Origin of the sequence: Corynebacterium faecium (genome assembly GCF_027257105.1) — a bacterium.
GTDB lineage: Bacteria > Actinomycetota > Actinomycetes > Mycobacteriales > Mycobacteriaceae > Corynebacterium > Corynebacterium lehmanniae.
In genome coordinates this window covers 1-13,704 of sequence record NZ_JAPYJX010000003.1, presented here as the reverse complement: position 1 = coordinate 13,704, position 13,704 = coordinate 1, and the positions used below count along the sequence as shown (strand labels likewise).

Annotated in this window: 12 protein-coding genes; 7 read left to right on the top strand and 5 right to left on the bottom strand. The window is 66.7% G+C overall.

Going from position 1 to position 13,704, the window contains the following annotated elements; translation table 11 throughout:
• The first annotated feature begins 110 nt into the window (after positions 1–110).
• Entirely contained in the window at positions 111–887 is a 777-nt protein-coding gene (locus O5O53_RS03525; protein WP_269509090.1) for a chymotrypsin family serine protease, read from the top strand.
• Positions 888–1,074: 187 nt separating this feature from the next.
• Here the strand turns inward: O5O53_RS03525 and O5O53_RS03520 are convergent, their stop codons facing one another.
• From O5O53_RS03520 to putP, 3 genes are read right to left on the bottom strand one after another with little or no spacing between them, the layout of a single operon-like run.
• Positions 1,075–1,557 carry a DUF2269 domain-containing protein gene (locus O5O53_RS03520; RefSeq protein WP_269509088.1) on the bottom strand — a complete coding sequence of 161 codons (483 nt, stop codon included), beginning with the start codon at positions 1,555–1,557 and terminating at the stop codon, positions 1,075–1,077.
• Between the two features lie 33 nt (positions 1,558–1,590).
• Entirely contained in the window at positions 1,591–2,190 is a 600-nt protein-coding gene (locus O5O53_RS03515; RefSeq protein WP_269509086.1) for an HNH endonuclease family protein, read from the bottom strand.
• Positions 2,191–2,196: 6 nt separating this feature from the next.
• Entirely contained in the window at positions 2,197–3,765 is a 1,569-nt protein-coding gene (gene putP, locus O5O53_RS03510; RefSeq protein WP_269509083.1) for a sodium/proline symporter PutP, read from the bottom strand.
• Positions 3,766–3,926: 161 nt separating this feature from the next.
• Between putP and O5O53_RS03505 the strand changes: the two genes are divergently transcribed.
• The 6 genes from O5O53_RS03505 to O5O53_RS03480 all read left to right on the top strand — a co-directional run bounded on the left by O5O53_RS03505 (position 3,927) and on the right by O5O53_RS03480 (position 12,513).
• On the top strand, positions 3,927–7,031 hold the full coding sequence (locus O5O53_RS03505) for a DEAD/DEAH box helicase (RefSeq protein WP_269509081.1): 3,105 nt from the start codon (positions 3,927–3,929) through the stop codon (positions 7,029–7,031).
• A complete protein-coding gene (locus tag O5O53_RS03500; protein ID WP_269509079.1) occupies positions 7,024–7,845 on the top strand; it encodes an SWIM zinc finger family protein in 822 nt (273 codons plus the stop codon). Before O5O53_RS03505 ends, O5O53_RS03500 begins: the two co-directional genes overlap by 8 nt.
• Before the next feature lie 57 nt (positions 7,846–7,902).
• On the top strand, positions 7,903–9,054 hold the full coding sequence (locus tag O5O53_RS03495; protein ID WP_269509077.1) for a metallophosphoesterase family protein: 1,152 nt from the start codon (positions 7,903–7,905) through the stop codon (positions 9,052–9,054).
• 3 nt (positions 9,055–9,057) lie between these two features.
• Positions 9,058–11,706, top strand: a complete 2,649-nt coding sequence (locus tag O5O53_RS03490) for an AAA family ATPase (protein ID WP_269509075.1) — start codon at positions 9,058–9,060, stop codon at positions 11,704–11,706.
• Between the two features lie 11 nt (positions 11,707–11,717).
• Entirely contained in the window at positions 11,718–12,191 is a 474-nt protein-coding gene (locus tag O5O53_RS03485; protein ID WP_269509073.1) for a MarR family winged helix-turn-helix transcriptional regulator, read from the top strand.
• A gap of 91 nt (positions 12,192–12,282) precedes the next feature.
• Positions 12,283–12,513, top strand: a complete 231-nt coding sequence (locus O5O53_RS03480; protein ID WP_126857534.1) for a PspC domain-containing protein — start codon at positions 12,283–12,285, stop codon at positions 12,511–12,513.
• Here O5O53_RS03480 and O5O53_RS03475 read toward each other — a convergent pair.
• Together O5O53_RS03475 and O5O53_RS03470 are read right to left on the bottom strand one after the other, a co-directional pair.
• Positions 12,510–13,346 carry a polysaccharide deacetylase family protein gene (locus O5O53_RS03475; RefSeq protein ID WP_269509071.1) on the bottom strand — a complete coding sequence of 279 codons (837 nt, stop codon included), beginning with the start codon at positions 13,344–13,346 and terminating at the stop codon, positions 12,510–12,512. The genes O5O53_RS03480 and O5O53_RS03475 overlap by 4 nt on opposite strands.
• A gap of 114 nt (positions 13,347–13,460) precedes the next feature.
• On the bottom strand, positions 13,461–13,704 hold a 244-nt coding region (locus O5O53_RS03470), incomplete at its 5' end, for a hypothetical protein (protein WP_269509069.1).

Genomic DNA, 13,704 nt, shown 5'->3' with positions numbered 1-13,704 from the left:
CCCTCACACTGAAGCAGCCGGCACAGCACAAAAGCAGCGTGCCGGCTGCTTTTGTGCTGTGGGTGGGGGACCGGAGGGCGTCGATAGGCAAGGGTGCTAGGTTAATGCGCATGTCTTCCCAGCGCACGCACCGAATTTCCCGAGGCCTTTTCGCAGCGGCCGTCGCGCTGGGGGTGCAGGCCGCGCCCGCCGACGCGCAGGTGCGCGTGGAGCAAGGCGCGCCCGTGCGTATCGACGGCACCGGCACCTGCACCATCGGCTTCAACGACCCCGCCCGCCACCGCAGCCTCGTCGCCGCGCACTGCGGAGCCGAAGGCGCGCGAGTCAACGCCGGCGGCGCCACCGGGACGCTCTACCGGTCCAAGGCCTACGACGGCCACCTGAGCAACGACTGGGCCGCCATCCAATGGGACGCCGGCGTGGCCGTCGGCGGCAACCGGTTCTCTGGTGACGCGTGGGTCCACCCAGGTGACGTGCGGATCGGCGAGACCGTCTGCTACTTCTCCCGCACCCGCGGCGCGCAAACCTGCGGACGCTTCTCCGGCTCCGCCGACGGCACGTTCTTCCTCGCCGCGCCGCTGAGCCACCCCGGCGACTCTGGCGGGCCCATGTGGGTGCCCGGCCGCGGCTTCGTCGGCGTGGTCTCCAGCATGTGGACATCCAACCCGCTGCCGTTTTTGCGCGGCGGCGACTACGTCATCGGCATCGTGCCCCACGACGGCCCCGCCGTCCCCGAAGCCCGCCTCGTCGGCGTGTGGGGGCAAAACGCGCTGTTCCCCGGGCTGACCGGGCCGGTGGCGGAGGTGCTGCGCAAGGCGGTGGACGGCATCTTCCGCGTGCTTGCCGGCCTGGGCCTCGGCGGCGCCTCCGCGCTGCGGTACACGTAGGGGGCTGGGGTCTGCGCGGCTGGGGTCTGTGCGGGGGCGTCCCGGTCACCGGGATCAGTCCGAAACCGAGTCCATCTCGGCCCCTGCCACCCCCCCAGAATTCTGTTTCCAGCTAGTAAGGCCCAGCTATCCGCCGAAAAATCGGGAATAGCTGGGCCTGTCTCAAGCGGAAACGCCCGCGCGTTCCTTACGCCGGGGTCGGCAGGAACATCAGGATCAGGGTGAGCATCCACAGCAGGTTGAAGATGCCGGCGCCGGCGGTTGCCTTCGCCTTGGACTTCTCAAAGTTGTTGGTCACATCGGCCGGGTCTGCGTCGGCGGCCGGCAGCGCGCCGAGGGTGCCCATCATCTTGCGCTGCTGCGGGATGACCATGCCCAGCAGGATCGCCCAGGCGATCACGGAGAGCACGATGGCAGTGTGGAACCAGTAGTTGGCCTTGTAGGTCTCCCAGTCGAAGGCGAGCACGGCGCCGCCGAGCAGCGGCACGAGCAGGGAGAGCATGCCGTAGGTCTTGGTGATGCGGTAGAGCACCGACGCGCGGCCGGTGGACTCCTCGCCGCCGGCGCGGGATTCTGCGGCCTGGCGCGGGAACATGGAGGTCGACACGACAACGGGGCCGAGCAGCAGGATGGCCGCGGCCACGTGCAGGAAGATGAGGAATGTAGTCATGTGCCCACACCTTACGGCATGGTGGGAAAATCCTCACAGCTCGCCGCGCGCGAGCAGCCCGGCGACCCCGGAGCACGCGCGCCGCACCGCCCGCAGGTCAGGCTTCGGCAAAGGCAGAGCATAGTGCTTTGCGACGTCCACGAGCCTGCGCCCGTACGCACACCGCGCGCGCCTGTCCGTGGGCATCCATTCGGACGGGAGCTTGTCGCTTTTGGCCTGGTTGGCGGCGGAGGACACGGCGACCAGATTGTGCGGATCGTTGTAGAAGCGTTCGCGGGTCGCGGCGTCCCACCGGTGTGCGCCTAAGTCCCAGGCGGCGGAGACGGGCAGGACGTGGTCGATTTCCACGTCGTGGGGCAGAAGAAAATCCCCGGTGTAGGGGTCTACAACTCGGGGATTGCCCCACTGTGGCCAGGGCTGGACGCAGTCCGCGTCAAAGGCGGCGGCCATCACCGCGGCGCGGGTGTCGCAGCCGCCGGTGCCGGTGGCCCAACCGGGGCCGAACTCGGCTCTGTCGTAGCCGAGGATGGTGGTGCGGTGGGGCACCGTTGGGACGTCGATAGGCAATCGCCCCGTGGGGAACGGCACCACCAGAACAGTGAGGGCGGACAGAATAAGAAGGTATCGGCGCATACCTTCTTAGACTGCGGTGGAGCCTCCGCGGTTCCGCAGTGCTGCGGAGAAGTCCTCGTCCGGGTGGGCGAGAGCGTAGTCGGTGGCGTCCGCGGCGGTGTCGAACTCCTCTTCCACGCCTTCCTTCGGGCGGGTTGCCAGGGAGACGATGACCATGGCCAGGGTAGCCAGGATGACGCCCGGGACGATCTCGTAGATGATGCCGGACAGCGCGTCCACGGATCCCCAGACAAACGAGGTGACGGCGCCGACGATCATGCCGGCGATCGCGCCCTGGGAGGTGAGGCGCTTCCAGTACAACGACGCCACAACCACCGGGCCGAACGCGGAGCCGAAGCCCGCCCACGCGAAGCCGACCAGGCCGAGGATGGTGTCCGACGGGTTCAGCGCCAGCGCCATGCCCACCAGGGCCACGCCGATGACCATGGCGCGGGAGAGCACGAGCAGGGTGGTGTTGTTCGGGTTCTTCTTGAAGATGCGGTAGACGTCCTCGATGAGCGCGGACGAGGTGACCAGCAGCTGCGAGGACATGGTGGACATGATCGCGGCGAGCACGGCGGTGAGCACGATGCCGGCGATCAGCGGGTGGAACATCAGGCGTGCCAGGTCCAGGAACACGGTCTCGTATCCGGACTGGTCGGTCACGGACGCGGACTTCTGCGAGAAGTAGACGGTTGCCACCAGCGCGGTGAAGATGCCGCCGAGGTAGCAGATGGCCACCCAGATGGTGCCTGTGCGGCGGGCCGCCTTTGCCTCAGACGGGGAGCGCAGCGCCATGAAGCGGGTGATGATGTGCGGCTGGCCGAAGTAGCCCAGGCCCCACGCGAGGTTGCCGATGATGGTGCCGGCGGAAACACCTGCGACGATGTTGAAGTAGTTCGGGTTGCCGTTCTCCCAGGGGCCGTAGGGGTTGGAGGTGGCCCAGCTGAAGATGTCGGACGGGTTGTCCAGGGACATCAGCGCCATGACCGGCACGGTGATCAGGGCGAGGAACATCAGGCCGCCCTGCACAACGTCGGTGTAGCTCACGGCGAGGAAGCCGCCGATGAAGGTGTAGAGCACCGTGATGGAGCCGACGATGAGCACGCCGTGGATGTATTCGCCGCCGAAGGTGGATTCGTAGTAGCGGCCGCCGGAGACCATGCCGGAGGACACGTAGAAAGTGAAAAAGAAGATGATGATCACGGCGGAGGTGAAGCGCAGCACGCGCGAGGTGTCGTGCGTGCGGTTTTCGAAGAAGCTGGGCAGCGTGATCGAGTTCTTGGCCACCTCGGTGTAGGCGCGCAGCCTTGGTGCGATCCACTTCCAGTTGGCCCAGGTGCCGATGAACAGGCCGATGACGATCCACAGCTCACTCATGCCGGCGACGAACAGTGCGCCGGGCAGACCCATGAGCAGCCAGCCGGACATGTCTGATGCGCCTGCGGAGATGCCGGCGACGAGCGGGCCGAGGCCGCGGTCGCCGAGGACGTAGTCGTCGTATTTAGTTGTCTTGCGCCACGAGTAGAACCCGATGGCGACCATCACCCCGAAATACAGGACGATGGCAAGCACTAGCCAGAAACTGTCGGACATGTGCACTCCCTTACGTCGGTGGTCGGTGTAAGTTTCGCCACACTGTAACGCATCCTTCCGTCGTGCTGTATTGATTTGCAGAATCGGCTGAGTGTGGGCTGAAAGATTTTGTTCGATCGCTCGGCGGGGGCAATGTCGGCGTCGGTGGTATAAGGGTGGGTATGCCTGAATACCTTCTCCATGGCCTGTGGCTCCCCGAGTCCGGGCTTTCGGTGTGGGTTGAGCGCGTACAGGGCCACCGGATTGTGACCATGGAAGACGTGCCGCCCGGCACGTTTCCGCCGATCGTGCATTCGCTTTTGGACGGCCAAAGGTTCCACCACATCCATACCCTGATCCTGCAAACCCCGAAGGGCCGGCACGTCAGCTTGCGGGCGCCGTTGGCGCAGTTCGCGCCCGAGGATGCGGTGCGTTTTTTGGACAACCTGGCGCACCTGGACGGGGATTCGCCGGCGGCCACGCCCGCGCAGCGCGAGGCGGTCGCGCCGGACATGTACTGGATCCTGCGCATGTATCGGGGTCTGACCCAGTTCGTGCGCGCGGGGCGCGTGAGCATCAACGTGCCGTACCACGACGGGCTGTGGTACGCGCAATGGCAGTTGGGCACCGGGCTGGAGGAGCGCAGTTGGCTGGCGGAGATGATCGCCGCCTCGCCGGGTGTGCTCACTGTGAACAACGCGAACCTGAGCGAGGACTGTGCGCAGATGTTCACGCACTGGATCGCCACGGAGCGCCTGCAGGGCGCGGTGGAGAGGGCGGCGACGAGGCCGTACCCCTGGCACGATTTTGTGAAGTCGCTGCTCTACAGCATCCCGCTGCGCCGCGGCGGGGCGGTGCTGGCCCGCCAGATGGGGGATTGGAACGGCACGATCACGGCGGTGAACATGCAGCTGGTGTTCATTGTGGAGTCGCCAGACGGGGCCGAGGAGTCGGGCCCGGAGACGCTGTGGCCGGTGCGGGTGCAGGTACGTTCCAGCGCGGATTCGCCGCGGCCGGTGCGGTTGGGGGATTACGACTCGAAGACTGCGGACATCCTGAGAGGTCAGCTCGACGTGGCGATCGAAGCGACCTCGCTTGTGGATCCGGCGAAGCACGGCCGGTTCCGCTCCACCGCGGACCACGGCTTCGACCCGAACGCGGGCGACTGGGACCTGTACTTGAACGGCGACGAGATTGTGAAGTTCGTCCGCGAGAGTGCCTCTTACCTGCGGGCCCGCGGCTTTGTGGTGCTGCTGCCGCGCGCGTGGGCGACGGCGGAGACGGCGTCCAAGCTCAAGGTCAGCGAGCACCAGGACCCGCACGATTCCTCCACCGTGACCATGATGGGCTTTGACACCCTGGTCAAGTACGACTGGCGGCTTTCCATCGGTGGCGTGGAGCTCACAGACGAAGAGATGGCCCAGCTGGTCAAGTCCAAGTCGGGCCTGATCAAGCTGCGCGGCGAGTGGGTCCTGGCGGATAGCCGCGAGGTGGCCAAGACGGCGAAGTACTTGGAGAAGTTGCACGACACCTCCCTGGAAAACGCCATGCGCGAGGCGGACAGCGCCATCAAGCGCGCCCGCATCGCGCAGGCCGCCGGCTCCGAGGACGCCGAGGAGCTGCAGCGCCTCGCCGAGGAGGCGCAGGCCGAGTACGAGCGGCTCAAAAATGCCGAGGGCGAGGGGGTGGTGTCTGCCGCGGAGCTGCGCCAGCTCGCGCTGGAGGCGGGCGCGGATAGCCCGATCGAGTTCACCGGCTCGCCCTGGTTTACCTCACTGGTTGGCGGCACGGACCGCCCGGCGCCGGAGCGCGTGGATATCCCGGACACGGTCACCGCGGAGCTGCGCGAGTACCAGCGCCGCGGCGTGGACTGGCTGTACTTCATGTCCCGCAACAACTTGGGCGCGGTGCTTGCGGACGACATGGGGCTGGGCAAGACGCTGCAGCTGCTCACCCTGCTCGCGGTGGAGCAGGCGCAGGGCACGAGGCGCGGCCCGTCGCTGATCGTGGCGCCGACGTCTGTGGTGAACAACTGGGCGCGCGAGGCCGCCCGCTTTGTGCCGGACATGCGCGTGCGCGTGCACCACGGCGCGGGCAGGCTCAAGGGCGACGACCTGTTTGCGGCCGCGGACAATGCCGACATCGTGATTACCTCCTACGGCACCGCCGCGCGCGACGCCAAGGATTTGGCGTCCGTGCAGTGGGATCACGTGGTGTTGGATGAGGCGCAGGCGATCAAGAACGCGGGCACGCAGTCGTCGAAAAGCGTTCGCGCGATTCCCGCACGACACCGCATCGCGCTGACCGGCACGCCGATTGAAAATAAGCTTTCTGAGCTGCGCAGCATCCTGGATTTTGTCAACCCCGGGATGCTGGGCTCGCAGAGTTTCTTCCGCAACCACTTCGCCAAAGCCATCGAGTCGCGCAGGGACCCGGAGCTCGCGGACGAGATGGGGGAGCGGCTGCAGCGCCTCACCGCGCCGTTTATCCTGCGCCGCCTGAAAACGGACACGGCGATCATCTCGGACCTGCCGGACAAAGCCGAGCACGTCACCGCCGTGGACATGACCCCGGAGCAGGCCGCGCTGTACAAGGCGCTGGTGGACAGCACGCAGGCGGAGCTGGACGAGCGCAAGGGCATGGCACGCAAGGGGCTCGTGCTGGCCACGATCACCCGCATCAAGCAGGTGTGCAACCACCCGGCGCACTTTCTTGGCGACGGCTCCGCGGTCACCGACAAAGGCCGCCACCGCTCCGGCAAGGTGGAAAAACTTATGGAGCTGCTCGAGGAAGCCGCCGCGTCCGACCAGCGGGTGCTCATTTTCACCCAGTACAAGGCATTCGGCGACATTTTGAAGCCCTACCTGTCCGAGCGCCTCGGCGAGGACGTGCCGTTCCTCCACGGCGGCGTGGGCAAATCCGCGCGCGACGCGATGGTGGAGCGTTTCCAGCAGCCGGACGGGCCGCGCGCGATGATCCTCAGCCTGAAAGCCGGTGGCACCGGCTTGAACCTGACGGCGGCGTCCATGGTCATCCACCTGGACCGCTGGTGGAACCCGGCGGTGGAAAACCAGGCCACGGACCGCGCGTTCCGCATCGGGCAGGAGAAGAACGTCACGGTGTACAAGATCATCACCCGCGGCACGATGGAGGAATCCATCCAGGACATTCTGGACGGCAAGACCCAGCTCGCCGGCGCCGTGGTGGGCCAGGGCGAGGGCTGGATCACCGAGCTGGGAACCGAGGAGCTCGCCCAATTGATCAGTTACAGGGGGCAAAATGACTGAGAAGAAGAAGCGCCCGCAGGAAAACAACGTCATCTACGCCAATTTCGGCGCGCGCAAACGTGTGTCCAGCGCGGCGGAAACTGGCGGCACGGACGTCGGCACGTTCCGTCCGCGGTCGCTGTCGCCTGCGGCGATGACCATTTACAACGCCGCGGTGCGCCAGACCGACGTGGGCCGGGCGAAACGTGGCGCGGAGTACGCCGCCCGCGGGCATGTGGTGGAGCTGCAGGCGGTGTCCCACGGTGTGCGCGCGGCGGTGGTGGGCAGCCAGAACGACCCGTTCCGGGTGGCCATGTACTTGCCGCGGCGCCACGCCGAGGAGATCCGCGAGGCCACCAGCGCGATCGTGCGGGCGCCAGGGTCCATCGCCGCGGCGAAGGCTGGCACGCTCGCCGAGGATGTCCTGGAGATTCTGCTGTGCAGAACTCCGCAGGAGGTCACCTTCCACTGCGACTGTCCGGATGGCGCCGAGGTGTGCAAACACGCCGTCGCCGTGGCGCAGCGCACCGCGGAGCTCATAGACAAGGATCCGAGCGTCATTTTCACCATGCGCGGGCTGCGCCTGGAGGAGCTGGAGAACCGCAAGCGCAACCAGGCGGATGATCTGGCCAGGGAAAACGCCGAGCCCGGGTCGGAGTACTTCTGGCCCGGCCGCGAGTTGCCGGAACTGCCGCGTCCGAAGGTGGCGCCGATGATCGAGGACTCCGACATCGACTTGCTCCACCGCGCGATGCAGACCGTGTCGTTTACCAACATCGACCAGCTGCGCGCCGTTGCGGACATCGAAGATCTCTACGACGAACTCACCCGTTAGCTCATGTGTTCGAATGTTTGTGCTGGCGTGTCGGCCGCGGTGGTAGGTGTATAAGACATGACGCACACCACCTTCATCCACACCTCCGACCTGCAGTTAGGCATGCGCCGAAAATTTTTGTCGCCCGAGGCGCAGTCGCGTTTCGACGACGCACGCCTCCGCGCCGTCACCCGCTTGGGGGAGATAGCCCAGGACCGCGGCGCTGAATTCATCGTGGTTGCCGGCGACGTGTTCGAGCACAACTCGCTCGAGCCGACCACACTCGGCCGCGCGCTCGAGGCGCTGCGCAAACTGCCCGTGCCGGTCTACCTTTTGCCCGGCAACCATGACCCGCTGGTGGCGGACAGTATTTTCCAGCGCACCGAGGGGATCGAAGGCGTCACGGTGCTCGCGGACTCTAATCCTGTGGTCGTGCGCGAGGGCGTCGAGGTGGTGGGTGCCCCGCTGTTAACCAAGCACGCCTCGGAGGACCTGTGTGCCAAGGCAATCCGCGACCTGGAGCCGACGGAGGCGGTCCGCATCCTCGTCGGCCACGGCGCGGTGGAGGGCTTCGGGGAAGAGGAGGCGCATTCGCTTATCGACGTTGCTTCGCTCGACACTGCCATCGACCAGGGCACGATCGACTACGTCGCCCTAGGCGACACCCACTCCACCGCGGCGCTTTCCGCCTCCGAGCGGATCTGGTACTCCGGCGCCCCGGAGACCACGGACTACTTCGACCGCACCCCGGGTGTTGCCGGCGGCGAGGTGGATTCCGGCAACGCGCTGGTGGTCACCGTGGACAAAAGCGGCGGGCGCGCCGACGTCTCGGTGGAGAAGGTCCCGGTCGGCGCCTGGACGTTCGAGGCTCGCTTTTGGGAGGTCGCGAGTGCTGAGGACGTGGCCGGGGTTATCGAGGACCTCAAGGCTTACCCGGAGAAGGACCGCACCGTGATCAAGTACGCGCTTTCCGGCACCCTCGGCCTGGAGGACACGCGCACTCTCGAGCGCGAACTCGCCGAGCTCGAGCCGGTCTTCGCGGCGCTCTACCCGCGCGATCGGCTGATGAGCCTGCACCTCGAGCCCGACGACGAAGAGATGGAGAACCTGCCGCTGACCGGCTTCGCCCAAGACGCGATGCGGGAGCTGATCGGCCAGGCAGCCGAGGACAACGCCACCGCCCGCGACGCCGTGAACTTGCTGTTCCGCCTGTCCAAGGAGGTGGGCTAGACCATGCGCATCCATGACCTTGTCATTGACAACTTCCGAGCCATCGAGCACCTGGAGCTGCGCGACCTGCCGGAGACCGGTGTGATTGTCATCCACGGCCAGAACGAGGCCGGCAAGTCCACGATCCTGGACGCCATCGACACCGTGCTGCAGGAGCGCCACTCCGCCGGCGGCAAGAAGATCAAGATCTTCGCCCCGGTCGGCCGCGACGCCTCGCCCGAGGTCACGATGACCGCGACGGTGGGGGAGACCACCTTCAAAATCCACAAGCGCTGGCTGAAAGGCAAGCTCTCCGAGTTGGAGATCCTCTCCCCGGTGCACAAGAACTTCACCGGCCGCCAGGCGGACGACGAGCTCGCCCGCATCATCGCCGAGCAAATGGACACCAGCCTGGCCAAGACTCTGTTCCTGCGCCAGGGCGAGCTGGATCCGGGCATCGCCGCCGCCGGCATCCCGTCCATCTCCCAGGCGCTCGACGCGGAGAACGGCGCCGAGCGCTCCGGCGAGGAGGACACCGACCTCATGGCCTCCATCGAGGCGGAGTACGCCCGCTACTGGACGGCCGCGACCCCGCCCAAGCCCAAAGCCTCCTTCACCGCCAAGTCCGACGCCGTGGACGCCGCCCGCGACACCCTCCGCGCCGCCGAGGCCGAGGTGCAGCAGCTGGCCACGTTTGTCGACGAGGTGGCCCGCCGCGAAGACGAAATCCGCGCGGTGGACACGGAGCTGCCGCAGGCCCACGAGGAGCTCGCCGGGCGCGAGGCCGAGTTCGCCCACGCCAGCCAGCTCGCGGAGAAAGCTAAGGCTGCGACCGAGCAGCTCGAGCGCGCCACCGTCGCCAGGAAGCGCGCCGAGCAGGACCTCGCCGAGCGCGTCGCGCTTTCCGAGCGCGTGGCCAAGCTGCGCGAGGAGGAAAAGAACCTGCAGGCCGCCCTCGCGCCGGCGCAGAAGGCGCGCGATGCCGAACGCGAGAAGATTACCGAGCTGACGGCGCAGGTCGAGGAGGCGAAAACCCGCCTCGCCACTGCTCGCACCACCCTGCGCGGCGCCGAAAACGTCCGCGACCACGTGCGTGCCTCTCGGCGCCTCACGGTCGTCACCGACCAGCTCACCCTCATCAGCAAAGCAGACGAGGCCTACGCAACCCTGCTCAAGAACGCCCCCGCCTTGCAAGTCACAGACGCGGACGTGCGCAAGCTGGAGAAGGCCGAAAGTGAACTGACCCTGCAGCGCCGCCTGCGCGAGGCAGCCTCCGCCAAGCTGGAGATCACCGCCGAGAACAAGACCATCCAGGTCGACGGCGAAAGCGTGGGCGTGGACGGCACCGAGTCCGTCGCCGTCTACGAAGGCACGCGCCTCACCCTCGACGACTTCGATGTGGTCTTCCGCGCCGCCCAGGGGTCGGAGGACCCCCGCCGCGCTGTGGAAAAGGCCGAGGACGCCCTTTCCAGCCTGCTGTCCAAGCTGGGCTGCGCGGACGTCGACGAGGCCCGCGCCGCCCGCGACGCCAGCAAGGCGCACGAGGCAGAGGTGAAGTCCGCCCGCCAGCGCCGCGACGACGCGCTGGCCGGCACCGACGCCGACGAGCTCGCGGCCGAGCGCGACCGCCTCACCACCCAGATCGAGGAGCTCGCCGAGCTTCTCGACGGCGCCGAGTTGCCCGACACCGAACAGGCCGCGGAGCTGGCCGTGAAGGACGCGCAAAAGGCGCTGGACAAAGCGGAGAAGGATGTCGATTCCGCCGATGCCGCGCTCAAGCCATACGCCGACCGTACCGCCGCCAGCGAGCTGACCGTCGTGCAGACCAAACTGGAGGCGAAGCAGGCCGAGGCGAGCCACGCCGCCGACGAGCTGGCACACGCCGAGGACAACGCACCGAAAACTGCGCTCGAGAGCGCCCTCGAATCGGCCAGCGAGCAGGAGCGCGAGGCCAACGAGGCGCACGCGGCGCTGTCCGCCGAGCTCGCGGCTGCCGACCCGGAGATCGCCCAGCAGATGCTCGAGGGCGCGAAGACTCGCCTGCAGAACCTGGAGAAGCGCCAGGCCGAGGCGAAAAACCGCATCACCGAGCTGACCGGCCGCATTGAGATCGCCGCCGGCGCCGCTGAGAAGGCGGACCGCGCGGCCGCGGAGCTCGATGCCGCGGAGACCGAGCTGGCCCGCACCACCCGCCGCGCCGACGCGGTGCGCTTGCTGCGCGAGACGATGCACGCCCACCGCGACGCCGCCCGCGCCCGCTACACCGCGCCGTTCAACGAAGCGATCCGCAACCGCGCCCGCGTGCTGTTCGGACCTACCGTGGACTTCAACTTCGGCGACGATCTCACCGTCACCGAGCGCACCGTCGACGGGGTGAGCGTGCCGCTGGACCAGCTCTCCGGCGGCACGAAGGAGCAGCTGGCCATCCTCACCCGGTTCGCCATCGCTGACCTAGTCACCGCCTCCGGCGAAACAACGCCGGTGCCCGTGGTGGTCGACGACGCCCTCGGCGCCACCGACCCGGAGCGTCTCGCCCGCATGAACTCGCTGTTTTCCCAGGTGGGGAAGTCCTCGCAGGTGCTGGTACTGACCTGTTTCCCGCAGCGCTTCGACCGTGTCGCCGCGGCGCGCACGTACTCCATGGACGAGCTGAAAACCGGACCCATCGGCTAGGATCTGCCCGTATGAATGCACAACCGCGGTGGCTCGATGACGAAGAACAGCAACTGTGGCGGCTGATGCTCGCGGGGTTTACCAAGATCTCGCGCACGATTGACGATCGCCTCCAAGCAGGCGGCGACATCTCTTCGCCGGAGTTTTCCGTGCTCGTCGCGTTGTCGGAGGCGCAAGACCGCACGCTGCGCCTGCGCGAGCTTTGCGAAGAACTCGGCTGGGACCGCTCGCGCGCCTCTCATCAGGTCACGCGCATGAAAAAGCGCGGACTGCTCACCAAGAAGAAGTGCCCCGGCGACGCCCGCGGCGTGCTGGTGACCCTGACCGACCAAGGCATGTCCCACCTCGAAGAGGCCGTGCCGGACCACGTGGAGACCGTGCGCCGCCTCATCTTCGACCACCTGGACGCGGACCGCGCCGACAAAATCAGCGAGTTTTTCACCGACGTGCTCGCTGCCGAGGATCTGCCAACTAACCAGCTTTAACAGTCACTTTCGTCGACAATTGTCCTTGCGGGATTTCGCCGGCAGGGGTTGGATGGGAGGTACAGAACCCCTTGGATGAAAGGACTCCACGATGTCCAGCCCCTACAATCCGCAGAACATCAATCCGGGCAACTCCCCGAAGCGCCTCGAGCGTTCCATGACCGACAAGTACATCGCCGGCGTCTGCGGCGGCATCGCCCAGTACCTTGGCGTCGACGCCACCGCGGTGCGCGTGGTCTTTATCCTGCTCGTTCTCATGGGCGTGTTCCCGGGCTTGCTCGCCTACGGCGTGGCCTGGCTGATCATGCCGGCTGAGTTCTAGGGCCTGCTCCCGTCGAGGAACGTGAACCGGACCTCGTCGCTAGGCAATTGCTCCAGCGCGTGGCGCACGCCAGGCCCGGTGCCCGAGGTGGGGTGGTTCATGTGCGCCAGCACGATCGCCCCGTCAGGGGCATGCCTGATTGCCGACGCCACATGGTTTGCCGGGGCAGTCGCCCCAAAATCGCCGTTGACGGTGTAGCCCGCAATGGCCACGCCGCGCTCGCGCGCGATGCCCACGGCGACATCGTCGTAATGGGCCGTGCCCGAGCGGAACCACGTCGATTCCACCCCGTAGTCCGCCAGCAGCGCCCGGTTGCCGTCGATTTCCGCTATGGCTTCCGCCGGCGTCTTGGTACCCGCGATGCCGTAGGCGGCCCCGCCGTTGACGCTCAGCGGCAGGTGCCTCGTGCCGTGATTTTCCAGGCGGAATAGAGGATCGGCCGCGAGCTTGCGCGTCGCATCCGGGTTCGCCTCGATCCAGGTGGCGCTTAAGAACAGCGTCGCGGGTACCGCGTACTCGCGCAGCGCGTCTATCAACCCTTGGTCCACGGCCGAGCCACTGGGTCCGCCGCAGGCATCGAATGTGAGCGCAATCGTGCGCCTGCCCGGCGTCACAGGCACCATCTCTGCAATGCCGCGCATGGAGGTCCCAAACATTTGTGGCACCCGGCCCGCGTAGCGCTCCGGGCCGGGGTACGCCGTCACTGTCTCGCGGACGGTGGTGGTGGCCGTCTCCGTCTCCGTGACTGTCGTGCCACGCGGGCCGGCGCACCCCACTAACGCAGAAAAGCCCGCCACTGCCGTGGCGGACATGAACGTTCTTCTGCTCAGCACAGGCTGAGAGTGTAGTTGCAGGGGGAGCGGAGTGCTCGTCGAGAAGCTAATGCTGCGCAGGCATCGGCACCTATTATGTCGAACATATGTTCTTGACAATTCCTGCGAACCTGCTTACCGTACTGATCGGTCTAGAAAAACGACGGATTCAAAGGAGAACCATTTGGGAGAAATACTTTCTGACGCAGTGATGCAGGTGATGACCCCATCACTGGAGTACCAAGACAAAACGGCCTGTTGCGTGGTCGCATCTAGTAACACCGTGGTGAGTATCGAGTAACGCGATGGTGAGCATCCAGTAACAGTCCGGAACAGGGTACTGGTGACGCGCCCCGTCAGTGCGCCGACGTTGTCAGAG

Bases quoted from the DNA above. Each gene is read 5' to 3' on its own strand.
- O5O53_RS03525 (WP_269509090.1), top strand. From the start codon at position 111: ATGTCTTCCCAGCGCACGCACCGAATTTCCCGAGGCCTTTTCGCAGCG.
- O5O53_RS03520 (WP_269509088.1), bottom strand. From the start codon at position 1,557: ATGACTACATTCCTCATCTTCCTGCACGTGGCCGCGGCCATCCTGCTG.
- O5O53_RS03515 (WP_269509086.1), bottom strand. From the start codon at position 2,190: ATGCGCCGATACCTTCTTATTCTGTCCGCCCTCACTGTTCTGGTGGTG.
- putP (WP_269509083.1), bottom strand. From the start codon at position 3,765: ATGTCCGACAGTTTCTGGCTAGTGCTTGCCATCGTCCTGTATTTCGGG.
- O5O53_RS03505 (WP_269509081.1), top strand. From the start codon at position 3,927: ATGCCTGAATACCTTCTCCATGGCCTGTGGCTCCCCGAGTCCGGGCTT.
- O5O53_RS03500 (WP_269509079.1), top strand. From the start codon at position 7,024: ATGACTGAGAAGAAGAAGCGCCCGCAGGAAAACAACGTCATCTACGCC.
- O5O53_RS03495 (WP_269509077.1), top strand. From the start codon at position 7,903: ATGACGCACACCACCTTCATCCACACCTCCGACCTGCAGTTAGGCATG.
- O5O53_RS03490 (WP_269509075.1), top strand. From the start codon at position 9,058: ATGCGCATCCATGACCTTGTCATTGACAACTTCCGAGCCATCGAGCAC.
- O5O53_RS03485 (WP_269509073.1), top strand. From the start codon at position 11,718: ATGAATGCACAACCGCGGTGGCTCGATGACGAAGAACAGCAACTGTGG.
- O5O53_RS03480 (WP_126857534.1), top strand. From the start codon at position 12,283: ATGTCCAGCCCCTACAATCCGCAGAACATCAATCCGGGCAACTCCCCG.